Source organism: Streptomyces sp. NPDC111744 (assembly GCF_055634995.1).
Genome location: NZ_JBVKCG010000006.1, coordinates 159,208 through 184,819 on the forward strand (window position 1 = coordinate 159,208; position 25,612 = coordinate 184,819).

18 protein-coding genes are annotated in these 25,612 nt (G+C 69.4%); 9 read left to right on the plus strand and 9 right to left on the minus strand.

Annotated features, from left to right (window positions below):
• Positions 1–21 precede the first annotated feature (21 nt).
• Positions 22–1,251, plus strand: coding sequence for a cysteine--1-D-myo-inosityl 2-amino-2-deoxy-alpha-D-glucopyranoside ligase (gene mshC / locus ACZ7OO_RS15805; RefSeq protein WP_471505148.1), 1,230 nt, complete (start codon positions 22–24; stop codon positions 1,249–1,251).
• Positions 1,252–1,509: 258 nt separating this feature from the next.
• On the opposite strand, the gene ACZ7OO_RS15810 is transcribed toward mshC, so the two are convergent.
• The 6 genes from ACZ7OO_RS15810 to ACZ7OO_RS15835 form a co-directional block, all read right to left on the minus strand.
• Complete coding sequence (locus ACZ7OO_RS15810) at positions 1,510–2,562, minus strand: PAC2 family protein (protein WP_471505150.1); 1,053 nt, start codon at positions 2,560–2,562, stop codon at positions 1,510–1,512.
• Positions 2,563–2,725: 163 nt separating this feature from the next.
• Positions 2,726–3,397 (minus strand): FadR/GntR family transcriptional regulator, encoded by a 672-nt coding sequence (locus ACZ7OO_RS15815; protein ID WP_365789928.1) that lies wholly within the window; start codon positions 3,395–3,397, stop codon positions 2,726–2,728.
• A gap of 323 nt (positions 3,398–3,720) precedes the next feature.
• Positions 3,721–5,337 (minus strand): glycerol-3-phosphate dehydrogenase/oxidase, encoded by a 1,617-nt coding sequence (locus ACZ7OO_RS15820; protein ID WP_471505152.1) that lies wholly within the window; start codon positions 5,335–5,337, stop codon positions 3,721–3,723.
• A 53-nt stretch (positions 5,338–5,390) separates the two neighbouring features.
• Entirely contained in the window at positions 5,391–6,929 is a 1,539-nt protein-coding gene (gene glpK / locus ACZ7OO_RS15825; RefSeq protein ID WP_471505154.1) for a glycerol kinase GlpK, read from the minus strand.
• Between the two features lie 80 nt (positions 6,930–7,009).
• Positions 7,010–7,804 (minus strand): MIP/aquaporin family protein, encoded by a 795-nt coding sequence (locus ACZ7OO_RS15830; protein ID WP_471505155.1) that lies wholly within the window; start codon positions 7,802–7,804, stop codon positions 7,010–7,012.
• A gap of 397 nt (positions 7,805–8,201) precedes the next feature.
• On the minus strand, positions 8,202–8,966 hold the full coding sequence (locus tag ACZ7OO_RS15835) for an IclR family transcriptional regulator (RefSeq protein ID WP_352220037.1): 765 nt from the start codon (positions 8,964–8,966) through the stop codon (positions 8,202–8,204).
• Between the two features lie 361 nt (positions 8,967–9,327).
• On the opposite strand from ACZ7OO_RS15835, the gene metH reads away from it, so the two are divergent.
• From metH to ACZ7OO_RS15850, 3 genes are all read left to right on the plus strand, one after another.
• Complete coding sequence (metH, locus tag ACZ7OO_RS15840) at positions 9,328–12,843, plus strand: methionine synthase (protein ID WP_471505157.1); 3,516 nt, start codon at positions 9,328–9,330, stop codon at positions 12,841–12,843.
• 160 nt (positions 12,844–13,003) lie between these two features.
• On the plus strand, positions 13,004–13,705 hold the full coding sequence (locus ACZ7OO_RS15845) for an HAD family hydrolase (protein ID WP_471505158.1): 702 nt from the start codon (positions 13,004–13,006) through the stop codon (positions 13,703–13,705).
• Between the two features lie 422 nt (positions 13,706–14,127).
• The gene (locus tag ACZ7OO_RS15850) at positions 14,128–15,732 is read left to right on the plus strand and encodes an ABC transporter substrate-binding protein (RefSeq protein WP_471505160.1); all 1,605 of its coding nucleotides are present in this window, start codon (positions 14,128–14,130) and stop codon (positions 15,730–15,732) included.
• 103 nt (positions 15,733–15,835) lie between these two features.
• Here ACZ7OO_RS15850 and ACZ7OO_RS15855 read toward each other — a convergent pair whose 3' ends face one another.
• On the minus strand, positions 15,836–16,507 hold the full coding sequence (locus ACZ7OO_RS15855; protein ID WP_020939010.1) for a response regulator: 672 nt from the start codon (positions 16,505–16,507) through the stop codon (positions 15,836–15,838).
• A 15-nt stretch (positions 16,508–16,522) separates the two neighbouring features.
• On the minus strand, positions 16,523–17,464 hold the full coding sequence (locus tag ACZ7OO_RS15860; protein WP_471505162.1) for a RecB family exonuclease: 942 nt from the start codon (positions 17,462–17,464) through the stop codon (positions 16,523–16,525).
• Between the two features lie 140 nt (positions 17,465–17,604).
• Here ACZ7OO_RS15860 and ACZ7OO_RS15865 point away from each other — a divergent pair, with 140 nt between their 5' ends.
• From ACZ7OO_RS15865 to ACZ7OO_RS15875, 3 genes are all read left to right on the plus strand, one after another.
• Complete coding sequence (locus ACZ7OO_RS15865) at positions 17,605–19,098, plus strand: site-2 protease family protein (RefSeq protein WP_471505164.1); 1,494 nt, start codon at positions 17,605–17,607, stop codon at positions 19,096–19,098.
• Between the two features lie 230 nt (positions 19,099–19,328).
• The gene (locus tag ACZ7OO_RS15870) at positions 19,329–20,231 is read left to right on the plus strand and encodes a tRNA (adenine-N1)-methyltransferase (RefSeq protein WP_352220032.1); all 903 of its coding nucleotides are present in this window, start codon (positions 19,329–19,331) and stop codon (positions 20,229–20,231) included.
• 288 nt (positions 20,232–20,519) lie between these two features.
• On the plus strand, positions 20,520–21,101 hold the full coding sequence (locus tag ACZ7OO_RS15875) for a hypothetical protein (RefSeq protein ID WP_352220031.1): 582 nt from the start codon (positions 20,520–20,522) through the stop codon (positions 21,099–21,101).
• 43 nt (positions 21,102–21,144) lie between these two features.
• Here ACZ7OO_RS15875 and ACZ7OO_RS15880 read toward each other — a convergent pair whose 3' ends face one another.
• Entirely contained in the window at positions 21,145–21,450 is a 306-nt protein-coding gene (locus ACZ7OO_RS15880; RefSeq protein WP_471505166.1) for a ferredoxin, read from the minus strand.
• 535 nt (positions 21,451–21,985) lie between these two features.
• Here ACZ7OO_RS15880 and arc point away from each other — a divergent pair.
• Positions 21,986–23,752 (plus strand): proteasome ATPase, encoded by a 1,767-nt coding sequence (arc, locus tag ACZ7OO_RS15885; protein ID WP_471505168.1) that lies wholly within the window; start codon positions 21,986–21,988, stop codon positions 23,750–23,752.
• Between the two features lie 244 nt (positions 23,753–23,996).
• Positions 23,997–25,508: a depupylase/deamidase Dop gene (dop, locus tag ACZ7OO_RS15890; RefSeq protein ID WP_471505170.1), complete on the plus strand. Its 1,512-nt coding sequence runs from the start codon at positions 23,997–23,999 to the stop codon at positions 25,506–25,508.
• Positions 25,509–25,612 lie beyond the last annotated feature (104 nt).

The following is a 25,612-nucleotide window of genomic DNA, read 5'->3' on the forward strand; positions in this document are numbered from 1 at the left end:
GGTCCGGTTACGCTCATGTACATGCATGCCTGGCCCGCTTCCGAGGTCCCCGCCCTGCCTGGTCAGGGTCGCGACCTGAGGATCCACGACACCGCGACCGGCGGTCTGGTCACCCTTGACCCCGGTCCCGTCGCCCGTATCTATGTCTGCGGCATCACGCCGTACGACGCGACCCACATGGGGCACGCGGCAACCTACAACGCGTTCGACCTGGTTCAGCGCGTGTGGCTCGACACCAAGCGGCAGGTGCACTACGTCCAGAACGTGACGGACGTCGACGACCCGCTCCTGGAACGCGCGGTGCGCGACGGCGTCGACTGGGTCGCCCTCGCCGAGAAGGAGACGATTCTCTTCCGTGAGGACATGACCGCCCTGCGGATGCTCCCGCCGCAGCACTACATAGGCGCGGTCGAGGCCATACCCGGCATCGTGCCGCTGGTCGAGCGGTTGCGCGACCTCGGCGCCGCCTACGAACTCGAAGGCGACACCTACTTCTCCGTGGAGTCCGACCCCAACTTCGGCAAGGTCTCGAACCTCGACGCCGCCGCCATGCGGCTGCTGTCCGCCGAGCGCGGCGGCGACCCGGACCGCCCCGGCAAGAAGAACCCCCTCGACCCGATGCTGTGGATGGCCGCCCGCGAGGGCGAACCCAGCTGGGACGGCGGCTCCCTCGGCGCCGGCCGGCCGGGCTGGCACATCGAGTGCGTGGCCATCGCTCTCGACCACCTCGGCATGACCTTCGACGTCCAGGGCGGCGGATCCGACCTCGCCTTCCCGCACCACGAGATGGGCGCCTCGCACGCCCAGGTGCTCACCGGCGAGTTCCCGATGGCCAAGGCGTATGTCCACGCCGGCATGGTCGGCCTCGACGGCGAGAAGATGTCCAAGTCCAAGGGAAACCTGGTCTTCGTCTCCCGGCTGCGCCGCGACGGCGTCGACCCGGCCGCCATCCGCCTCTCCCTGCTCTCCCACCACTACCGCTCCGACTGGGAGTGGACCGACCAGGTCCTCGCGGACGCGGTGTCCCGCCTGGACCGCTGGCGAGCGGCGGTCTCCCGCCCGGACGGCCCGCCGGCGGAGGCCTTGGTGGAGGAGATCCGCGACGCCCTGTCCAACGACCTGGACGCTCCGGCTGCGCTTGCCGCGGTGGACCGCTGGGCGGCGCTCCAGCACGACCAGGGCGGTACGGACACGGGCGCACCCGGGGTCGTATCCCGAGCGGTGGACGCGCTGCTGGGCGTGGCCCTTTAGAACAGACGCCGGCACCCCGCGCCTCCGCTTGGGGGCGCGGGGAACTGCGCGACCAGCCACAACCCACGGGCAGGCGCGTCTCGACGCGTACCCCCCAACTGTCGAAACCCTTGCGACCCCTGCGGCCGACGCGATACATGTGATGGGCTGTTACGGTCAGTTGACCGAACGGACCGGCCAACTGTCGGCCGGTCCCCGTGAGACAGGACATGAAGAAGGGCGGTACGCACCACGCGTACCGCCCTCGTTCGGACTCGTTCAGTCCTCGGATGTGTCCTCGGACGTGTCCTCGCCGTCCGGGCCGGGATCCCCGCCGGAGTCCGTGGAATCGTCGGGGTCCGTGGGATTCCCCGTGTTCCCGGGCGTGTCGGACTTCGGGGGTCTGGGCGGCCGGGGCTTGCCGCTCGGGTTGTCCCGCAGGTACGACGCGCTGTCCGTGCCGTCCGCAGTGGCGTGGCCGCCGGGCGGGTTCACGTCCCGGCGCCTCAGATAGCGCTCGAACTCACGGGCGATCGCCTCGCCCGACGCCTCCGGCAGCTCGGCGGTGTCCCGGGCCTCCTCCAGCGTCTGTACGTACTCCGCGACCTCGGTGTCCTCGGCGGCCAGCTGGTCCACGCCGACCTGCCAGGCACGCGCGTCCTCGGGCAGCTCGCCCAGCGGGATCCGCAGGTCGAGCAGGTCCTCCAGACGGTTCAGCAGCGCCAGGGTGGCCTTCGGGTTGGGCGGCTGGGAGACGTAGTGCGGGACGGCCGCCCAGAGCGAGACCGCCGGGACGCCCGCGTGGGTGCAGGCCTCCTGGAGGACGCCGACGATGCCCGTCGGACCCTCGTACTTGGTCTCCTCCAGATCCATCCGCTGGGCCAGGTCCGAGTCGGACGTGACCCCGCTGACCGGCACCGGACGCGTGTGCGGGGTGTCACCGAGCAGGGCACCCAGGATGACCACCAGCTCCACGCCCAGCTCATGGGCGAAGCCGAGCAGCTCGTTGCAGAACGAGCGCCAGCGCATGGACGGCTCGATGCCCCTCACCAGCACCAGGTCGCGCGGCTTCTCGCCGCCGACCCGGACCACGGACAGTCGTGTCGTCGGCCATGTGATCTTTCGCACGCCGGCGTCCATCCACACCGTGGGGCGGTTCACCTGGAAGTCGTAGTAGTCCTCGGCGTCCAGCGCCGCGAACACCTCGCCCTTCCACTCCCGCTCCAGATGCGCGACCGCGGTGGAGGCGGCGTCGCCGGCATCGTTCCAGCCTTCGAACGCGGCCACCATGACTGGGTCGATCAGCTCGGGAACCCCCTCCAGCTCGATCACCCAGCGCCTCCTTCCGACGTACCCTCGCGTACGCCCCAACCTTACGGCGTCTGGCGGGGGCGCCCGCAGCCCCCTTGCACGGGGGAGTGAACGGATCACTGCCCCGTTCGCCACCCTCGAACACCCCGTTTCGGCGAGGAACCGGCCACGGGCAGTAAGCGCTTCACAGACTGCTGCGCAGCCACTGCTCCACGCTCGCGATGTGCACGGTCGCCCAGGAGCGGGCCGCCTCCGCGTCCCGGTCGCGCAGCGCGGCCAGGATCGCGCGGTGCTCGCGCAGGGTCCGGGCGACCGCGTCCTCCTGGGTGAGTCCGCGCCAGATCCGGGCCCGGGTGGTGGGCCCGGACAGCCCGTCAAGGAGCGAGCAGAGCACCGAGTTCCCGGAACTCTGCACGATGCCCCGATGGAACTCCAGGTCGCAGGCGACCAGCTCCTCCACCGAGGGCGCGGCACCCAGCGCATCCAACTGGGCGTCCAGCGCGTCCAGTTGCTGCTCGCTGATCCGGGAGGCGGCCATCGCGGTCGCGGCCGGCTCCAGGATCCGGCGCACCGCCAGGAACTCCAGCACCGTGTCGTCGCGATGGAAGTCGACGACGAAGCTCATCGCCTCCAGGAGCAACTGCGGGTCCAGGCTGGTGACATAAGTACCGTCGCCCTGCCGTACGTCCAGGATCCGGATCAGCGACAGGGCCCGCACCGCCTCCCGCAACGAGTTGCGGGACAGGCCGAGTTCGGCGGCGAGTTCGCTCTCCTTGGGCAACCGGTCACCGGGGCGCAGCGCACCGGAGACGATCATGTCCTTGATCTTCTCGATCGCCTCATCGGTGACTGCCATACCGGCCTCCTTGTCGCTTAGACATCCGATGTCTCAGCCACATTATGCGGCCTGGTCAGGCAGGGGCAGACCGTGGCGCCGGGCACCGGCCGGGACCGGTGAGCGCCCGGCTGTCCTCCGCCAGCAGGCGCAGCGCCTCCGGGGACACCACCGCCCCGCGTAGCCGGCACTGACAACGGGCGCGCGAAGGGGGCGGCTCCCTAGGGGAGAGGAGCCGCCCCCTCACAGACCCGGCCCCGGTACGGCGGGGCCGGGGCTCCAGCGGCTGCCGGACCGGTCAGGGACCCGGCGCGCCGCCCGTATCTCGTCCGCCTCGCGGCGGGTCACTTCTTGTCGAGCAGGTCCTGGACCCTGGCCCTGACGTCGTCCGTGGCCAGACCGCGGATCGTCAGGGTCGTCCGCCGGCGCAGCACGTCGTCCGTGGTCTCGGCCCACTCGTTGTCCCGGGCCCAGACGACCTGCGCCCAGATCTCCGGGGCGTCCGGGTGGACACGCTCGGCCAGCTCCGGGTGCTCGTTGGCGAGCCGGGCTATGTCGAAGGCCAGCGAACCGTAGTGGGTGGCCAGGTGCTTCGCCGTGTCGGCGGCCATGCGCGGGCCGGGGGCCGGGTTGTCCACCAGCAGACGGTGGGCGACGGCGCGGGGGTTGGCGACACCGGGCAGCGGCAGCTTCTTCGGCAGCGAGGAGATCGGCTCGAAGTCGTCGCCCAGCGGGTGGCCCGGCAGCGCCTCCAGCTTCTCCATCACCGTACGGCCGATGTGCCGGAAGGTGGTCCACTTGCCGCCCGCGACCGACAGCATGCCGCCGCGGCCCTCCGTGACGACCGTCTCGCGCTTGGCCTTCGCCGTGTCGCCGGGACCACCCGGCAGCACCCGCAGGCCCGCGAAGGCATAGGTGATCAGATCACGCTGGAGCTGCTGGTCCCGCACCGAGAACGCGGCCTCGTCCAGGATCTGGGCGATGTCCTTCTCGGTGACGGCGACGTCCGCCGGGTCGCCCTCGTACTCCTCGTCGGTCGTACCGAGCAGGAGCATGTCCTCCCAGGGGAGGGCGAAGGTGATCCGGTACTTGTCGATGGGGGTGGCCAGCGCGGCCTTCCACGGGGCCGTCCGCTTCAGGACCAGGTGCGCGCCCTTCGAGAGACGGATGGACGGGGCCGCGTTCGGGTCCTCCATCCGGCGCAGGTGGTCGACCCAGGGGCCGGTCGCGTTGAGCACCAGACGGGCGTTGACGCCGAACTCCTCGCCGGAGACCGCGTCCTTCAGGTCGGCGCCGGTCACCCGGCCCCTGGTGAAGCGCAGGCCGGTGACCTGGGCGTGGTTGAGGACGACCGCGCCCGCCTCGACGGCCGCGCGGACCGTCATCAGCGCCATGCGCGCGTCGTTCATCTGGTCGTCGCCGTACACGGCCACGGCCTTGAGGTTCTCGGTGCGCAGCTCCGGCACGTCCCGCTGCGCCCGCGCGGGCGAGAGCAGGTGGCCGACGCCGTCACCGAACGCGGAGAGCGCGGAGTAGGCGAACACGCCCGCCCCGAGCTTCGCCGCGCCGTGCGGACCGCCCCTGTACACGGGGAGGTAGAACGTGAGCGGGTTCGCCAGGTGGGGGGCCACCTGGCGGGAGACCGCACGGCGTTCGAAGTGGTTCTCCGCCACCAGCTTCACCGCGCCGGTCTGCAGATAGCGCAGACCGCCGTGGAGGAGCTTGGAGGAGGCGGAGGAGGTGGCGCCGGCGAAGTCGCCGGCGTCGACCAGGGCCACCCTGAGGCCGGACTGCGCGGCGTGCCAGGCGGTGGAGATGCCCAGGATGCCGCCGCCGATCACGAGAAGGTCGTACGACGCCTTGGAGAGCTGCTCCCTGGTCTCGGCCCGGCTCGGAAGCGAGCCGGAGGCCGGGTGCGTCCCCAGGGCAGGCACGGACTGCAGGGTGGACTGACTGGTCATGTCGGGTTCTTACTCCTCGTCAGAGCTCGATCGTGAGAGCGCGCTCGCTCTCGTCAGCTCTCGTCGTCGATCCAGCCCATGGTCCGGTCGACGGCCTTGAGCCAGTTCTTGTACTCACGGTCGCGGGTCTCCGCGTCCATCTGCGGGGTCCACTCGGCGGCCCGGCGCCAGTTGGCGCGCAGTTCGTCCGTGCTGGACCAGAAGCCGACGGCGAGGCCGGCGGCGTAGGCGGCGCCGAGGCAGGTGGTCTCGGCGACCATCGGGCGCACCACCGGTGCGTCCAGGACGTCCGCCAGGGTCTGCATCAGCAGGTTGTTGGAGGTCATGCCACCGTCGACCTTGAGCGCGATCAGCTCGTCGCCGGAGTCCTTGACCATGGCGTCGGCGATCTCGCGGGTCTGCCAGGCGGTGGCCTCCAGGACCGCGCGGGCCAGGTGCGCCTTGGTGACGTACCGGGTGAGGCCGGCGATCACACCGCGGGCGTCGGAGCGCCAGTGCGGGGCGAACAGACCGGAGAAGGCCGGCACGAAGTAGGCGCCGCCGTTGTCCTCGACCGAGAGCGCGAGCGTCTCGATCTCGGCCGCGGTGGAGATCAGGCCCATCTGGTCGCGCATCCACTGCACCAGCGAGCCGGTGACGGCGATCGAGCCCTCCAGCGCGTAGACCGTCGGCTGGTCGCCGATCTTGTAGCCGACCGTGGTCAGCAGGCCCGCGTAGGAGTTGATGATCTTGTCACCGGTGTTCATCACCATGAAGGTGCCGGTGCCGTAGGTGGACTTGGTCTCGCCCTCGGAGAAGCAGGTCTGGCCGAACAGGGCCGCCTGCTGGTCGCCGAGCGCGGAGGCGACCGGGATGCCTCCGAGCAGCTCGCCCAGCGGTCCGCCGGTGACCTCGCCGTAGACCTCGGCGGAGGAGCGGATCTCGGGCAGGATCTGCAGCGGCACACCGATGGACTCGGCGATCTTCGGGTCCCACTGCATCGTGTGCAGGTTCATCAACATGGTGCGGGAGGCGTTGGTGACGTCGGTGACGTGCCGGCCGCCGTCGACACCGCCGGTCAGGTTCCAGATGACCCAGGAGTCCATGGTGCCGAACAGGATGTCGCCCGCCTGGGCGCGCTCCTTGAGGCCGTCGACGTTGTCGAGCAGCCAGCGGGCCTTGGGGCCGGCGAAGTAGGAGGCCAGCGGCAGGCCGGTCTCACGGCGGAAGCGGTCCTGGCCAACGTTGCGGCCGAGCTCCCGGCAGAGGGCGTCGGTGCGGGTGTCCTGCCAGACGATGGCGTTGTGGACGGGCTCACCGGTGTTCTTGTCCCACAGCACGGTGGTCTCGCGCTGGTTGGTGATGCCGATGGCCTTGATGTCGTCGCGGGTGATGCCGGCCTTCTGGATGGCTCCGGCGACGACTTCCTGGACGTTGGTCCAGATCTCGTTGGCGTTGTGCTCGACCCAGCCCGGCTTGGGGAAGATCTGCTCGTGCTCCTTCTGGTCGACCGAGACGATACGGCCGTCCTTGTCGAAGACGATGCAGCGGCTGGAGGTCGTGCCCTGGTCGATCGCGGCGATGAAGGGGCCTGCGGTGTGGGCGTCGGTCACTGTGTGCTCCTCGAAGTCCGTGGTGTGTGGCGGTACGGCTGCTGCTTCGGCGGAGGTCTGCCGGCAGCGGAGGTCTGCTTCTAAGCGAAGGCGACGTTGTAGATGCCTGCGGCTATCGCTCCGCCGACCAGCGGGCCGACCACCGGGATCCAGGCGTAGCTCCAGTCGGAACCGCCCTTGTTGGGCAGGGGGAGCAGCGCGTGCACGATACGCGGGCCGAGGTCACGGGCCGGGTTGACCGCGTAACCCGTCGGGCCGCCGAGCGAGAGACCGATCGAGACGACCACCAGAGCGGTGATCAGGCCGCCCAGCACACCGAGGCCGTTGCCGTTGTCGTTGAGGCCCTGGGTGAGGACCGCCAGGATCAGCACGACCGTGCCGATGATCTCCGTGGCGAGGTTCTGCACCACGTTCCGGATCTCCGGGCCGGTGGAGAAGATGCCGAGGACCGGGCCGGCGCCCTTCTCCTGCGCCTCGACGGCCTTGACCTTGGTGGCCTGGGCGCCCGGACCGCCGACGATCTCCTTGTCGGTCAGATGCGCGTGGAACTGGCCGTAGTAGGCGACCCACACCAGGGCCGCGCCGATCATCGCGCCGAGCAGCTGACCGGCGAAGTAGACCGGAACGTTGCTCCAGTCGCTGTTCTTGATCGCGAGGGCGACGGTGACGGCCGGGTTGAGATGGGCGCCGGACAGCGGTCCGGAGATGTAGACCGCCGTCAGGACGGCGAAGCCCCAACCGAAGGCGATGGCAAGCCAGCCGGCGTTACGGGCCTTGGAGGCCTTGAGTGTGACGGCGGCGCACACACCGCCGCCGAGCAGGATGAGTATGGCGGTACCGATGGTCTCGCCGATGAAGATGTCGGAGCTGGACACCCGCGACTCCTTTGTCCTTCGTCCAGGGAAGCCGAACCCCGAGTCCCTTCGGGGTGTTGGCGCCCTCGTGGGTGAGAGCGAATCCGGCCCTTGGCGTTGTCACACTCTAGCGCGTATTGCCGGTAGGTGTTCGACAATGCCGACCGATGGACGGGAGTCTCGCTCCGGCGTTACGCATGCGTCAAGAGTTCTGTTCTCGAAAGCACGATCGTTATTGATTGCTGTGGGTCGTCTGTCTGAGTCGGGCCAAATCGATCTACTTCGGGGTCGTGCGCCGGGTGTGCCCGGATAGCACGACTGAACTGCGGTTTTATCCTGCTTTGTCCATCTCAGGGTACGACTGAGGCCGGTTCGCCGAAACGCGAACCGGCCTCGGTCGTCCGTCGGTGGCGGGCGGTCAGAACCGCCCGGCGCCCAGGTCCCGCGACACCGCGCGGGCGCAGTCCCGCACCGCGGCGATCAGCTCGGGTTGCAACTCCCCGTCCTTGCAGAGCCGTTCCACCGCACCCGTGATGCCCACCGCGCCGACGGGCATGCGCCGCCGGTCGTGGATGGGCGCCGCGACCGACGCCACGCCCTCCCAGGTCTCCTCCACGTCCGCCGCGTACCCCCGCGCGCGCGTGATGTCGAGGACGTGTTCGAAAGCGCCCAGGTCGCAGGTCGTACGGTCCGTGAAGGGCTTGCGGTCGGCCTCCAGGGCCTCACTGTGTGCCACCGGGTCGTAGGCCGACAGCACCTTGCCCAGGGCTGTGGAGTGCAGCGGCTGCATCGCCCCGATCTCCAGCACCTGCCGGCTGTCGTCGGGCCGGAAGACGTGGTGCACGATCAGCACGCCCTGCTGATGGAGAACGCCCAGGTAGACGCTCTCCCCGCTGGACCGGGCCAGGTCGTCCGTCCAGACCAGCGCCCGTGCCCGCAGCTCGTGCACGTCCAGATAGGTGGTGCCGAGCCGCAGCAGCTCGGCGCCCAGCTGGTAGCGCCCCGAGGCGTCGTCCTGCTCGACGAACCCCTCCTGCTGGAGGGTGCGCAGTATGCCGTGCGCGGTGCCCTTGGCAAGGCCCAGTGACGAGGCGATGTCGGACAGGCCGAGCCGTCGCTCGCCGCCCGCGAGCAGGCGCAGCATCGCGGCCGCCCGTTCGAGCGACTGGATGTTCCGTGCCATCGGCGTGCTGCCTCCGTCCCCTTGACCCTCGCCGTACGACTGCCGTAACCGTCGTTCGGCAATGCCGAACACTACCGGTCCACGTCGACTCACCGCCAATGGTCGGTCGACACCTGTTACACCTGCTGTGGCGAACCGGTCACCCTCACCCGCCCCGCACATGACCGGTCCGTGACGGCAGAGTGCCTCACTCGGCTCCACATGTGAGGCTTCCGTGACGGCCGCGTGCCTCACTCGTCCGCCACATGGACGCCCTGCCCATCCAAGCCCACTCCCGGTTACGCTGGCGCGGTGCGTCCATGCCCGGGACCGCTCCGGGAAGCCGCATAGCCGACAGCCGTCGCATCCAAGGGAGCCCTACATGGCCTCGTTGCCGCCGTCCCCTTCCGCCGACAGCCGGACCCGTGTGTCCGCGCTCCGAGAGGCGCTCGCCACCCGTGTGGTGGTCGCCGACGGAGCCATGGGCACCATGCTCCAGGCCCAGGACCCCACCCTGGAGGACTTCGAGAATCTCGAGGGTTGCAACGAGATCCTCAACGTCACCCGCCCCGACATCGTCCGCTCCGTCCACGAGGCGTACTTCGCCGTGGGCGTCGACTGCGTCGAGACCAACACCTTCGGGGCCAACCACGCGGCCATGGCGGAGTACGACATCGCCGACCGCGTCCACGAACTGTCCGAGGCCGGCGCCCGCATCGCCCGCGCGGTGGCCGACGACTTCACCGCGCGGGACGGCCGGCAGCGCTGGGTGCTCGGCTCCATCGGCCCCGGCACGAAGCTACCCACCCTCGGCCATGTGCCGTACGTCACCATCCGTGACGGCTTCCAGCAGAACGCCGAGGGCCTGCTCACCGGCGGCGCCGACGCCCTGATCGTCGAGACCACCCAGGACCTCCTCCAGACCAAGTCCTCCGTCCTGGGTGCCCGCCGCGCCATGGCCGCCCTCGGCATCGAGGTCCCGCTCCTGGTCTCCATGGCCTTCGAGACCACCGGCACCATGCTCCTCGGCTCCGAGATCGGCGCCGCGCTGACCGCCCTGGAGCCGCTCGGCATCGACATGATCGGCCTGAACTGCTCGACCGGCCCCGCCGAGATGAGCGAGCACCTGCGCTACCTCACCCGGCACTCCCGCATCCCGTTGCTGTGCATGCCGAACGCCGGTCTGCCAATCCTCACCAAGGACGGCGCCCACTTCCCGCTCGGCCCCGAGGGCCTGGCCGAGGCCCAGGAGAACTTCGTACGGGACTACGGCCTCTCCCTCATCGGCGGCTGCTGCGGCACCACCCCCGAGCATCTGCGCCAGGTCGTCGAGCGCGTCCAGGGCGTCACCCCGCCCGAGCGCCATCCGCGCCCCGAGCCGGGCGCCGCCTCCCTCTACCAGACGGTCCCGTTCCGCCAGGACACCTCGTACCTGGCGATCGGCGAGCGCACCAACGCCAACGGCTCGAAGAAGTTCCGCGAGGCCATGCTGCAGGGCCGCTGGGACGACTGTGTGGAGATGGCCCGCGAGCAGATCCGCGAGGGCGCCCACATGCTGGACCTCTGTGTGGACTACGTCGGCCGGGACGGCGTCGCCGACATGGAGGAGCTGGCCGGCCGCTTCGCCACCGCCTCCACCCTGCCGATCGTCCTGGACTCCACCGAGGTCCCCGTCATCCAGGCGGGCCTGGAGAAGCTCGGCGGCCGCGCGGTCATCAACTCCGTCAACTACGAGGACGGCGACGGCCCGGAGTCCCGCTTCGCGAAGGTCACCACGCTGGCCCGCGAGCACGGCGCCGCCCTCATCGCGCTGACCATCGACGAGGAGGGCCAGGCCCGCACCCCGGAGAAGAAGGTCGAGATCGCCGAACGGCTGATCGAGGACCTGACCGGGAACTGGGGCATCCATGAGTCGGACATCCTCATCGACACCCTGACCTTCACCATCTGCACCGGTCAGGAGGAGTCCCGGAAAGACGGCATCGCCACCATCGAGGCGATCCGCGAGCTCAAGCGCCGCCACCCGGACGTCCAGACCACCCTCGGTCTGTCCAACATCTCCTTCGGCCTCAACCCGGCCGCCCGCATCCTGCTGAACTCCGTCTTCCTCGACGAGTGCGTCAAGGCGGGCCTGGACTCGGCGATCGTGCACGCGAGCAAGATCCTGCCGATCGCCCGCTTCACCGAGGAAGAGGTCCAGACCGCCCTCGACCTCGTCTACGACCGCCGCAGCGAGGGCTACGACCCGCTCCAGAAGCTGATGGCTCTCTTCGAGGGTGCCACCGCCAAGTCCCTCAAGGCCGGCAAGGCCGAGGAACTGGCCGCCCTCCCGCTGGAGGAGCGCCTCAAGCGCCGCATCATCGACGGCGAGAAGAACGGCCTGGAGGCCGACCTGGCCGCGGCCCTCCAGGACCGCCCCGCCCTCGACATCGTCAACGAGACCCTGCTGGACGGCATGAAGGTCGTCGGCGAGCTGTTCGGCTCCGGCCAGATGCAGCTGCCGTTCGTTCTCCAGTCCGCCGAGGTCATGAAGTCCGCGGTCGCCTACCTCGAACCGCACATGGAGAAGTCCGACGCGGAGGGCAAGGGCACCATCGTCCTCGCCACCGTCCGGGGCGACGTCCACGACATCGGCAAGAACCTCGTCGACATCATCCTGTCCAACAACGGCTACAACGTCGTCAACCTCGGCATCAAGCAGCCCGTCTCCGCGATCCTGGAGGCCGCCGACGAGCACCGGGCCGACGTCATCGGCATGTCAGGCCTGCTGGTCAAGTCCACGGTGATCATGAAGGAGAACCTGGAGGAGCTCAACCAGCGCGGCCTGGCGGCCAGTTACCCGGTGATCCTGGGCGGTGCCGCCCTCACCCGCGCCTATGTCGAGCAGGACCTGTACGAGATCTACGAGGGCGAGGTCCGCTACGCCCGCGACGCCTTCGAGGGCCTGCGCCTGATGGACGCGCTCATCGGCGTCAAGCGCGGAGTGCCCGGCGCCGTCCTGCCGGAGCTGAAGCAGCGGCGGGTGCGGCCGACCGCCACCGTCGAGGCCGAGGAGCGGCCCGAGGAGGGCCATGTCCGCTCCGACGTCGCCGTCGACAACCCGGTGCCCACCCCGCCGTTCTGGGACACCCGTGTCATCAAGGGCATCCAGCTCAAGGAGTACGCGAGCTGGCTGGACGAGGGCGCCCTCTTCAAGGGCCAGTGGGGCCTCAAGCAGGCCCGCACCGGCGAGGGACCGTCGTACGAGGAACTCGTCGAGACCGACGGCCGCCCCCGGCTGCGCGGTCTCCTGGACAGGCTCCAGACCGAGAACCTGCTGGAAGCGGCCGTCGTCTACGGCTACTTCCCCTGCGTCTCCAAGGATGACGACCTGATCATCCTGGACGAACGCGGCAACGAGCGCACCCGGTTCACCTTCCCGCGTCAGCGCCGCGGCCGCCGGCTGTGCCTCGCCGACTTCTTCCGCCCGGAGGAGTCGGGGGAGACGGACGTGGTCGGCCTCCAGGTCGTCACCGTCGGCTCCCGCATCGGCGAGGAGACCGCCAAGCTCTTCGAGGCCAACTCCTACCGTGACTACCTGGAACTGCACGGCCTGTCCGTCCAGTTGGCCGAGGCACTCGCCGAGTACTGGCACGCGCGCGTCCGCTCCGAGCTGGGCTTCGCCGGCGAGGACCCGAGTGACGTCGAGGACATGTTCGCCCTGAAGTACCGGGGCGCCCGCTTCTCCCTCGGTTACGGCGCCTGCCCCAACCTGGAGGACCGCGCCAAGATCGCCGACCTGCTCCAGCCCGAGCGGATCGGGGTCCAGCTGTCCGAGGAGTTCCAGCTGCACCCCGAGCAGTCCACGGACGCCATCGTGATCCACCACCCGGAGGCGAAGTACTTCAACGCACGGTGAGCCGCTACGGGTGCGGTACTGAGCCGTGCGTGTGCGGTGCGACGCCGAGACGCGCGCCACACAGCACACTGATCGGATAAGTCGTACACTGGTCGGTCCACAGCAGGCCGGTTCCCCGCATGGGAACCGGCCTGGTCGTCCCTCAAGGAGGTGCGCCCGGATGACCAGTACGGTCCCCGCGCTCGGAACCCGTACGGCGGAAGGCTCCGCGCTTCAGGCGGTGCTCCTCGACATGGACGGCACCCTGGTGGACACCGAGGGCTTCTGGTGGGACGTCGAGGTCGAGATCTTCGCCCGCCTCGGCCACACCCTCGACGAGTCATGGCGCCATGTCGTGGTCGGCGGCCCCATGACCCGCAGCGCCGGGTTCCTCATCGAGGCCACCGGCGCGGCCATCACGCTCGCCGAACTCAGCGTGCTGCTCAACGACGGCTTCGAGGAGCGTATCGGCGCCGCCCTGCCGCTGATGCCGGGCGCCAAGAGGCTGCTCGCCGAACTCTACGAGCAGCAGATTCCCACCGCCCTGGTCTCCGCCTCGCACCGGCGCATCATCGACCGTGTCCTGGCCTCACTGGGCCCCCAGTACTTCACCCTGTCCATCGCCGGCGACGAGGTCTCCCGCACCAAGCCCTATCCGGACCCGTATCTGCTGGCCGCCGCCGGCCTCGGGGTCGATCCGGCCAGATGCGCGGTCGTCGAGGACACCGCGACCGGCGTGGCCGCCGCCGAGTCCGCCGGCTGCCAGGTGGTCGCCGTACCGTCCGTCGCGCCCATCGCCCCGGCCGCACGGCGTACCGTGGTCACCTCGCTGGAAGAGGTCGACCTGGCTTTTCTGCGCGGACTGATGACGGAAATGCGCTAGCCGTTCACCCAGCGTGCAAAGAGCACTGGGTGAAATCCCGGCGGCGGTCATTCAACGGAATTCGCAACTGTTCAACCCGCTGAATTCCGCTACCTGCTCCCACAATTGAGCGTGTGACGTTCCCCACGTGCAAGGGGGTCGACAACGTTGCCCGGGTGTGCCGCTCGCCCCCGATCGGGGGGATTTCGGGCGCCCTTGTGTCCCGATTGGGGAGACGCTGCACTAATCCTGCCGTCGTCGGGTTTTCGGTCTGTCCGCAGCCGGTTCCACTGCGTGATGGGACCTCAACTCACGCGCCTGTGAACCCTCCTGCGGGCGCCGACTAATCTCGTCGCGAGAACATCGCCGCTACCCCCGTGACCCGCTTCGACACCCCTGCATGCCGGATACACGGACTCGAACAGCTCTGGAGAACTTCGAGCATGAACCGCAAGACATTGGTGCTGCCGGCCGTCGTCGGTCTGCTCACTCCGGTTCTCGCCGCGTGCGGTGGATCCGGCAGTGGGAGCAATAGTGGCGGCGCGATCGTCGTCGGCACCACCGACCGGTTCACCGCCTCGAAGGACGCCCCCGCGCCGGTCGACCCCGCCTACTCCTACGACGTCGGCGGCTGGAACATCCTGCGCCAGACCGTGCAGACCCTCATGTCCCAGCCGAAGGGTGAGGGCGAACCGGTCCCCGACGCCGCCGAGAGCTGCTCCTTCACCGACAGCGGCAGCGAGCGCTACGCCTGCAAGCTGCGTGAGGGCCTGAAGTTCTCCGACGGCGACGCCGTCACCGCCGCGGACGTCAAGTACTCCATCGAGCGCGCCCTGCGCATCAAGGCCGACACCGGTGTCTTCGCCCTCCTCTCGAACATCGACACCATCGAGACCCAGGGCGACCGAGAGGTCATCTTCCACCTCAAGTCCGCCGACGCCACCTTCCCGTACAAGCTGTCCACCCCGGTCGCGGGCATCGTGAACCCGAAGGACTACGCGAAGGACAAGCTCCGCGACGGCTTCGCCATCGACGGCTCCGGCCCCTACACCTTCAAGGCCGACGTCCAGAACGACGAGCTCGTCTCCGCCACCTTCACCAAGAACCCCAGTTACAAGGGCAGCGTGACGGTGAACAACGAGCAGGTCGTCATGCGCTCCTTCAAGGACGCCGACGCCATGGGCCAGGCGATCGACAAGGGGGACATCGACGTCATGACCCGCACCATGTCGCCGTCCCAGATCAACAAGCTCGGCGCCGGCGACGACGCCAACGTCGACCTTGTCGAGATGTCCGGCCTGGAGATCCGCTACCTCGGCTTCGACACCAACGCGCCCACGGTCAAGTCCAAGGCCGTCCGCCAGGCGATGGCCCAGATCATCGACCGCGCCGCACTCGTCGCCAAGGTGTACGGCTCCCAGGCCGAGCCGCTGTACTCCCTGGTCCCGGCCTCCGTGACCGGCCACTCCAACTCCTTCTTCAACAAGTACGGCGACCCCAGCGTCTCCAAGGCCAAGAACCTGCTGACCGCGGCGAACATCACCACGCCCGTGAAGCTGACGCTGCACTACACGACCGACCACTACGGCTCCGCCACCAAGCAGGAGTTCGAGGTCCTGAAGCAGCAGCTCAACGACAGCGGCCTGTTCGACGTCAGCATCGAGGGCACCCCCTGGTCGACCTACCAGACGGCCGAACGCAAGGGCAAGTACGACGTCTACGGCATGGGCTGGTTCCCCGACTTCCCGGACGCCGACAACTTCCTCGCGCCGTTCCTCGGCAAGGACAACTTCCTCGCCTCGCCCTACGCCAACAACAAGATCATCGACACGCTGATCCCCAAGTCCCGCCTCGAGGCCGACCGGCTCAGCGCGTCAAGCAGCCTGACCGAGATCCAGGACATCGTCGCCGACGACGTTCCGGTGCTGCCGCTGTGGCAGGGCAAGCAGTACGTCGCCGCCCGCAACGACGTCACGGGCGTCGCCTACGCCCTCAACTCCTCCGCCAGCCTCCAGCTGTGGGAGCTCGGCCGCGGCTCCAGCAGCTGACGACCGGTCATACGAGGTTCATACGACGGGAAGGGCGCCCCACTCCGTGGAGTGGGGCGCCCTTCCCGTCGTCAGCGCGTCCTACCGGGCTTCGCGGCGCGTTCTACTGGGCGCCGGGACGCACCAGGCCGCTCTCGTACGCGTACACCGCCGCCTGCACCCGGTCCCGCAGCCCCAGCTTGGTCAGCACGTGCCCCACATGCGTCTTCACCGTGGTCTCGCTGACGAACAGGTCGGCGGCGATCTCCGCGTTCGACAGCCCCCGCGCGACCAGCTTCAGCACCTCCACCTCACGGTCGGTGAGGGTGTGCAGGGTGTCCGGCACCGGCTCCTCACCGGACGGCAGATGCGTGGCGTACTTGTCCAGCAGCCGACGCGTGATGCTCGGCGCCAGCATCGCCTCGCCGCCCGCCACCACCCGGATCGCCTGCACCAGCTCATTGGCCGGGGCGTCCTTCAGCAGGAAACCGCTGGCGCCCGCGCGCAGCGCCTCCACCACGTACTCGTCGAGATCGAACGTGGTCAGCACCAGCACCTTCGCCGGTCCGTCCCGGCCGGGACCGGTGATCTGCCGGGTCGCCTCCACGCCGTCCATCCGCGGCATCCGGATGTCCATCAGCACCACATCCGGCTGGAGGGCGCGCACCTGGTCGAGAGCCTGCAGGCCGTCTCCGGCCTCGCCCACGACCGCGATGTCCTGCTCGGCCTCCAGGATCATCCGGAACCCGGTTCGCAGCAGTGGCTGGTCGTCGACCAGTAGGACGCGGATGGCCACGGTGAGTCTCCTTCGCTAGTCCGCGCCCATTCTGCCCTGCGGAAGGTCACCCGACTCGACCGACCTCACCGGCAGCGGGTACGGCGGGGGAGTGCCGCCGAACTCCGGGCAGTGCGCCTGGTGGTCGCACCACCCGCACAGTTTGGTCGGACGCGGCCGCCAGTCCCCGGACTCCGTCGCCCGCCGGATCGACTCCCACAGCGCGAGCAGCTTGCGCTCCACCCGCTCCAGGTCGGCGAGCACCGGGTCGTACGTCAGCACATCACCGCTGCCGAGATAGACCAGCTGCAGCCGCCTCGGCACCACGTTCTTCAGCCGCCACACCACCAGGGCGTAGAACTTCATCTGGAACAGCGCGCCCTCGGCGTACTCCGGTCTCGGCGCCTTGCCGGTCTTGTAGTCGACGATCCGCACCTCACCCGTCGGCGCCACGTCGACCCGGTCGATGATCCCGCGCAGCCGCAGCCCCGACTCCAGCTCGGTCTCGACGAACAGCTCCCGCTCCACCGGCTCCAGCCGCGACGGATCCTCCAGCGTGAACCAGCGCTCCACGAGTTGCTCCGCCTCACCCAGCCAGCGCGCCAGCCGCTCGCCCTCGGGATCGTCCGCGAACAGCTCACCGACCTCCGGCCTGCTCTCCCGCAGCCGGTCCCACTGCCCCGGCACCAGCGACTTGGCCCGCGGCGCCGTCCGCTCCGCCGCGGGCGCGTCGAAGAGCCGCTCCAGGACCGCGTGCACCAGCGTCCCCCGGGTCGCCGCCTCGCTCGGCTTCTCCGGCAGCCGATCGATCACCCGGAACCGGTACAGCAACGGACACTGCATGAAGTCACTGGCCCGCGAGGGCGACAGCGAGGCCGGCGGGCCGGCCGCCGCCGCCCGCACCGGCATGACCGGCCCTTCCCCCTGCGCGACGTCCGCGCCCTGAGCCCGCGAGGCGTCCTCGATGCTGCTCTCCATGACCACAGACCATACGGCCCGCCACTGACAGTCACCCAACCCGCACGACGCCCCGGCCAACACCAGGGGTGCCGGGGCGAAACGCGTCCCGACGGCCGCATACCATCGACCAGAGACGATGCTTCTAACGAGGGGACACCGTGGACGTGAGCGGCGGCAGCGGGCAGCCCCGGTCGGACGACGCCGAACCGACCGAGCAGCCCGCAGGTCCTACGGCCCCGACCAACGACGGAGGCCCGGACCCCACCGACGCCCCCACGGCTCCTCCACGCGCCGAGGCACCCGCCGACACCGGCGAACCGGAGCCGAAGCCCGACCCGCCCGCGGAGGCGCCCGCGGAGGCGCCCGCGGAGGCACCCGCACCGGAGAACGAGAACGCCCAGACGCCTCCCGGGCCACCGGCCTCCGGCCCCGACGAAACCGACGGCCGCGCCCACGCGCACGCCGGCATGGCCAAGGGGAAGCCGCCGCAGCGGCCCAAGGAACCCGGCGGCGGGCTGCTCATGGGACGGCCCTTCGGCGTGCCCGTGTACGTCGCCCCCAGCTGGTTCGTCGTCGCCGCGCTGATCACCTGGGTCTTCGGCGGCCAGCTCGACCGCGTGCTGCCCGAACTGGGCGCCGCCCGCTACCTCGTCTCCCTCTTCTTCGCCATCGCCTTCTACGCCTCCGTCCTGGTCCACGAACTCGCCCACACTGTCGCGGCGATCCGGTTCGATCTCCCCGTCCGCCGCATCCAGCTCCAGTTCTTCGGCGGCGTCTCCGAGATCGAGAAAGAGGCCGAGACCCCCGGGCGGGAGTTCGTGCTGGCCTTCGTCGGCCCGCTGCTCTCCCTCGTCCTCTCCGGCCTCTTCTACCTCGCCATGCAGCCCGTCCGACCCGGCACGGTCCCCGGCGTCCTGCTGGCCGGCCTGATGGTCTCCAACCTCATCGTGGCCATCTTCAACCTGCTGCCAGGACTGCCCCTCGACGGCGGACGGATGCTCCGCGCCGTCGTCTGGAAGATCACCGGCAGACCCATGAGCGGCACCATCGCCGCCGCGTGGATCGGCCGCGCCCTCGCCATCTCCGTCCTGATCGGCCTCCCGCTGCTCAACTACTCGGGCGCCTTCGGCGGCGGCACCTCCGACGCCAACGGCATGGACGCACTCACCGACGGCCTGCTCGCCGCCGTCCTCGCCGCGATCATCTGGACGGGCGCCGGCAACAGCCTGCGCATGGCACGCCTGCGCGAACACCTCCCGGAGCTGCGCGCCCGCACCCTCACCCGCCGCGCCGTCCCCGTCGAGACCGAGACCCCCCTCTCCGAGGCCCTGCGCCGCGCCAACGCCGCCGGGGCCCGCGCCCTGGTCGTCGTCGACGCCGACGGCAACCCCCTGTCCCTGGTCCGCGAGGCCGCCATCGTCGGCGTACCCGAGCACCGCCGCCCCTGGGTCGCCGTCAGCGGCCTCGCCCAGGAACTCACCGACGGGATGCGCGTCTCCGCGGAGCTGGCGGGAGAGGACCTCCTCGACGTGTTGCGCGCCACCCCCGCCACCGAGTACCTGGTGGTGGAGGAGACCGGCGAGATCTACGGTGTCCTGTCGGCGGCGGACGTCGAGCGCGCCTTCGTACGGGCCATGGCCCGCCCCAGCTGAGCCCGCTCTTCCCGAAGCGGGTCTCACACTCCGGTGGGCGGACGGCCGCATCACACGGTCGCGCCGGACCACGCGGTCGCAGTGGGGTGTACCGGACAGGGCTGCTTCCTGGTGCACCCGGGTCCGTCCGAGCAGACCCATCTGCTCCGGGTCGAGGACCCTCACCGACACCGCAGCGGTGCGCGTTCCCCGTGGTCGGTGGCCTCCACAAACCCCGGTAGGCTGTTCACATGTCCGAACCGACCGGTGCCGCCCGCAGGCGCGGGCCCTTCAAGGTCGGGGACCAGGTACAGCTGACCGACCCCAAGGGCCGCCACTACACGTTCACGCTCGAAGCCGGGAAGAACTTCCACACCCACAAGGGCTCCTTCCCGCACGACGAACTGATCGGCGCTCCCGAGGGCAGCGTTGTCCGCACCACCGGCAACGTCGCCTACCTCGCGCTGCGCCCCCTGCTCCCCGACTACGTCCTGTCCATGCCCCGCGGGGCAGCCGTCGTCTACCCCAAGGACGCGGGGCAGATCCTCTCCTTCGCCGACATCTTCCCCGGCGCCCGCGTCGTCGAGGCCGGCGTCGGATCCGGCTCGCTCAGCAGCTTCCTGCTGCGCGCCATCGGCGACCAGGGCATGCTGCACAGCTACGAGCGCCGCGCGGACTTCGCCGAGATCGCCCAGCAGAACGTGGAACGCTACTTCGGCGGCCCGCACCCCGCCTGGCAGCTCACCGTCGGCGACCTCCAGGACAACCTGTCGGACACCGACGTCGATCGTGTCATCCTCGACATGCTCGCCCCCTGGGAGTGCCTGGAGGCCGTCTCCAAGGCGCTCGTGCCCGGCGGCATCCTGTGCTGCTACGTCGCCACCACCACCCAGCTCGCGCGGACCGTCGAGTCCATCCGCGAGATCGGCTGCTTCAACGAGCCGACCTCCTGGGAGACGATGATCCGCAACTGGCACGTGGAGGGCCTCGCCGTCCGCCCCGACCACCGGATGATCGGCCACACCGGCTTCCTGCTCACCGCCCGCCGCCTCGCCGACGGCGTCGAGCCCCCCATGCGCCGCCGCCGCCCCGCCAAGGGCGCCTACGGCGAGGACTACGAGGGCCCCAACGCCGACGGTGGCGCCGGCCGCTGACCCGTCCCGTCGCCGCTTCAACGTACGAGCGCCGCTGCCCAGTTCCCCCCGACCGACGGAACTGGGCAGCGGCGCTCACGCGTTGACGCGGCAGCACGTCGACCCGGCGCAGGACCGCGCGACCCCGGGACCCGCACAAACCACCCCCGCCGTCGCGGAAGCCCACCTCGCCGTCGCGGAAACCCACCCGCCGTCACAGAAGCCCACCCCCGCCGTTCCCACCAACTGTGACGTGTGGCACCATGCAGGCCATCCCCACCGGCACATGCCTCGCAGGAGACACTCCTAGTGCAGCAATCCGTGGTCCCGGAGCTCGCTCACACCGACACCCGCCCCATGCACTGGCTCGCCACCGCCACTGCCGTGACGGGCGTCATCGCTCTGTCGTCCCTCTTCCAGCCGGGCGCGGCCAAAGCCGCCCAGCCCGCCGCCGGCTCCGAGACGAAGCCCGCCCCCGCGGCCACCGCGCCGCCCAGCACCACCGGCGTGGACTTCCCCCTCGACTGCGGCCCCGTGAAAGAGAGGGTCGTCAAGAAAGTCACCGGCGACCTCGACGGCGACGGCAGACCGGAAACCGTGGCGGTGGTCCACTGCGACTCGGCCATGGGCACCCCGCCCGACGGCGTCTACGTCCTCACCCAGGCCGCCGACGCCACCCGCCCGCGCGTCGTCGCCACCCTCGTCGACCCCAAGGACCGGCTCACGGTCACCGACTTCACGGTCGCCGCCAAAACGGTCACCGCGACCCTGCTCGGCTATTCCTCGGACAATGTGCCCAGTTGCTGTCCGGACGTGAAGACCGGCGCCACCTGGCAGTGGAACGGCCACACCTTCGTCCGCTCCACCCCCGCGGCCGCCCACAGCGTCTGACCGCCGCACCAGCCCGATCCCAGGCCGCGGGGTGGCCGGAAAGTCACTCCGCGTCGGGCCCGTACACCTCGACCCGGTCCGCGACCCGGCGCACATGAATGCACTCGCCCGGACACTCCCGAGCCGAATCCACCACATCCGTCAGCAGCGGCAACGGCACCGGCACCGTCGCCCCCTGCGCCTGCAACAGTTCGTCGTCGGCGCCCTTCACATAGGCCAGGCCGTCGATGTCCAGCTCGAACACCTCCGGGGCGTACTGGGCACAGATCCCGTCACCCGTACAAAGATCCTGGTCGATCCAGACCTCAAGCGCCTCCGCGCCGGCCAGGGCCTCCTGCTGCACGGTCATCTCTCCTGCCGTCGAAAGCGCCGGACGGCCGGACCCGGCGGTCACCCGGTCCCGCCCCGGCGGGTGTTGAACTCCTTCGACCCTACCTCCGCCCGAACCACCCCCGGCCGTGCCCTCCGCCGGGGCACCCGCCCGCGCCCGGCGCCCCTTCCGGCCGCGCGCACGGCGCACCGGGCCGCGCGAGACGACGGCGCTCGGCCACCGGATCGATCGACTTGAGCCAACCCTCAACCCGCGTTCTCGATCACCCACACCGCCCGTCCGGTTGCTCTGTGTAAGGACGGCCTCGCCGGGGCACAACCCCTGAACCGGCATCGAGCGGACAACTCCGGTCAGTCACGAAGGGTTTTGACCGCTCCAGGCCTGGAACACGCAGCTTCCGAATCGCGTTGAGTGGGTATCCACCGGGCACGGGGGAGAAGCGATGGGTGACCGACGACACACCTTGACAGTCTTGGTGATCTAGGGGTTTCAATCGACACCCACCCAGGTAGGGTCTGGAAGCGTCCAGCTCCCCTTGGAGGAGGTGAGGACCGTGGCAGCCCACGACGACGACATGAACCGCGGCATCCGCCCGGGACGAGGGTCCGACGACCCGGCCGGGCAGATTGCATATCTTGAGCAGGAGATCGCCGTCCTGCGACGCAAGCTCGCCGACTCTCCGCGACACACGAGGATTCTCGAAGAGCGGATCGTCGAGCTGCAGACGAACCTGGCCGGCGTGTCCGCCCAGAACGAGCGACTCGCGAACACACTCCGCGAGGCCCGCGACCAGATCGTGGCCCTCAAGGAGGAAGTCGACCGACTCGCACAGCCGCCGGCCGGCTTCGGTGTCTTCCTGCAAGCCAACGAGGACGGCACCGCAGACATCTTCACCGGCGGCCGCAAACTGCGGGTGAACGTCAGCCCAAGCGTCGACCTGGACGAGCTCAGGCGCGGCCAGGAACTCATGCTTAACGAAGCGCTCAACGTGGTCGAGGCCATGGAGTACGAGCGCGTCGGTGACATCGTCACCCTCAAGGAGATCCTTGAGGACGGCGAACGCGCCCTCGTCCTGGGGCACACCGACGAGGAACGGGTGGTACGGCTCGCCGAGCCGCTCCTGGACGTCACCATCCGTCCCGGCGACGCCCTCCTGCTCGAACCCCGCTCCGGCTACGTCTACGAAGTCGTGCCCAAGAGCGAGGTCGAGGAACTCGTCCTCGAAGAAGTACCCGACATCGGCTACGACCAGATCGGCGGCCTCGGCAACCAGATCGAGGCCATCCGCGACGCGGTCGAGCTGCCGTACCTCTACCCGGACCTGTTCAAGGAACACGAACTGCGGCCCCCGAAGGGCGTCCTGCTCTACGGACCCCCCGGGTGCGGCAAGACGCTCATCGCCAAGGCCGTCGCCAACTCCCTGGCGAAGAAGGTCGCCGAAGTCACCGGCCAGGCCGCCGGCAAAAGCTTCTTCCTCAACATCAAGGGCCCCGAGCTCCTGAACAAGTACGTCGGCGAGACCGAGCGGCAGATCCGCCTCGTCTTCCAGCGTGCAAGGGAGAAGGCCAGCGAGGGCACCCCCGTCATCGTCTTCTTCGACGAGATGGAATCCCTCTTCCGCACCCGAGGCTCCGGTGTCAGCTCGGACGTGGAGAACACCATCGTCCCCCAGCTGCTCGCCGAGATCGACGGTGTCGAAGGCCTGCAGAACGTGGTCGTCATCGGCGCCTCCAACCGCGAGGACATGATCGACCCCGCCATCCTCCGCCCCGGCCGCCTCGACGTGAAGATCAAGATCGAGCGCCCGGACGCCGAGGCAGCCAAGGACATCTTCGGCAAGTACCTCACCGAACGCCTCCCGCTGCACTCCGACGACGTCGGCGAGCACGGCGGCAGCAAGGCCACCACCGTTGCCAGCATGATCCAGACGGCAGTGGAACACATGTACGCCGAATCCGAGGAAAACCGCTTCCTGGAAGTCACCTACGCCAACGGCGACAAGGAAGTCCTCTACTTCAAGGACTTCAACTCCGGCGCAATGATCGAAAACATCGTCGGACGCGCCAAGAAGATGGCGATCAAGGACTTCCTCGAGCACAAGCAGAAGGGCCTCCGCGTCTCCCACCTCCTCCAGGCCTGCGTGGACGAGTTCAAGGAGAACGAGGACCTGCCCAACACCACCAACCCCGACGACTGGGCCCGAATCTCCGGAAAGAAGGGCGAACGGATCGTCTACATCCGTACCCTCATCACCGGAAAGCAGGGCGCGGACACCGGGCGCTCCATCGACACGGTGGCAAACACCGGGCAGTACCTGTAAAACACAGGGCGGCTGCGGGTGCCCCCACCGGGTACCCGCAGCCGACTGTTTTTCCGGCCAAAACCGGAACCGAGGCGAGCAAGGCAATGACGCAAATGATCTCCCCACCAGCGCAAAGGCGTTCTAGGCTCTTTCCTACCGCCGAGTCGCGCAGTGCGGGGACGGGCACCGCACACGCACCGGAGCGCCAGCGGTACGCGAGCGGAGCCCACGACCGAGGGCTCCGCCGGGCAAGGAGGGCCGCATGACCGTACGGCGAGTAATGGGCATCGAGACGGAGTACGGCATCTCCGTCCCCGGCCACCCCAATGCCAATGCCATGCTCACCTCATCCCAGATCGTCAACGCCTACGCCGCGGCGATGCACCGGGCCCGCCGGGCCCGCTGGGACTTCGAGGAGGAGAACCCGCTGCGGGACGCCCGAGGCTTCGACCTCGCCCGCGAGGCCGCCGACGCCAGCCAGCTCACCGACGAGGACATCGGCCTCGCCAACGTCATCCTCACCAACGGCGCCCGCCTCTACGTGGACCACGCCCACCCCGAGTACAGCGCCCCCGAGGTCACCAACCCGCGCGACGCCGTCCTCTGGGACAAGGCCGGCGAACGCATCATGGCCGAGGCCGCCGAACGAGCCGCCCAGCTCCCCGGTGCCCAGCCCATCCACCTGTACAAGAACAACACCGACAACAAGGGCGCCTCCTACGGCACGCACGAGAACTACCTGATGAAGCGGGAAACCCCCTTCTCCGACATCGTGCGCCACCTCACCCCGTTCTTCGTATCCCGCCAGGTCGTGACCGGCGCCGGCCGCGTCGGCATCGGCCAGGACGGCCACGAACACGGCTTCCAGCTCAGCCAGCGCGCCGACTACTTCGAGGTCGAGGTCGGCCTGGAGACGACCCTCAAGCGCCCCATCATCAACACCCGCGACGAACCGCACGCGGATGCCGAGAAGTACCGCCGCCTGCACGTGATCATCGGCGACGCGAACCTGTCGGAGATCTCGACCTACCTGAAGCTCGGGACCACGGCCCTGGTCCTCTCGATGATCGAGGACGGCTTCATCGCCGTCGACCTCGCCGTCGACCAGCCCGTGCGCACCCTCCACCAGGTCTCCCACGACCCCACCCTCAAGCGCCTCGTCACTCTGCGCAGCGGACGCACACTCACCGCCGTCCAGCTCCAGATGGAGTACTACGAGCTCTCCCGCAAATACGTCGAGGAGCGCTACGGCGCCGACGCCGACGAACAGACCAGGGACGTCCTGCAGCGTTGGGAGGACACCCTCAACCGCCTGGAGAACGACCCCATGAGTCTCTCCGGCGAACTCGACTGGGTGGCCAAGAAGGAACTCATGGAGGGCTACCGCCGCCGCGACGACCTCGACTGGGACGCCGCCAAGCTCCACCTCCTCGACCTCCAGTACGCCGACGTACGGGCCGAGAAGGGCCTCTACAACCGCCTCGCGGCCCGCGGGCGCATCAAGCGCCTCCTGACCGAGGCCGACGTCGACAGGGCCCGCACAAACCCGCCGGAGGACACCCGCGCGTACTTCCGCGGCCGCTGCCTGGAGCAGTACGCCGACGACGTCGCCGCCGCCAGCTGGGACTCGGTCATCTTCGACCTCCCGGGCCGGGACAGCCTCCAGCGCGTCCCAACCCTGGAACCACTACGCGGAACGCGAAATCACGTCAAGGAGCTCCTGGACCGCTGCCGCACCGCGGAAGACCTGGTCAGGGTCCTCTCCGGCGGCTGAACGGTACTCGGACCGCACCGGGCGGCCGGGGTCAAAATCCCGCTGCCCGGGAATCATCGAGGTGGCCCCCGTACGTTGGAGAAACTGCGGGGCCGATGTCGGAC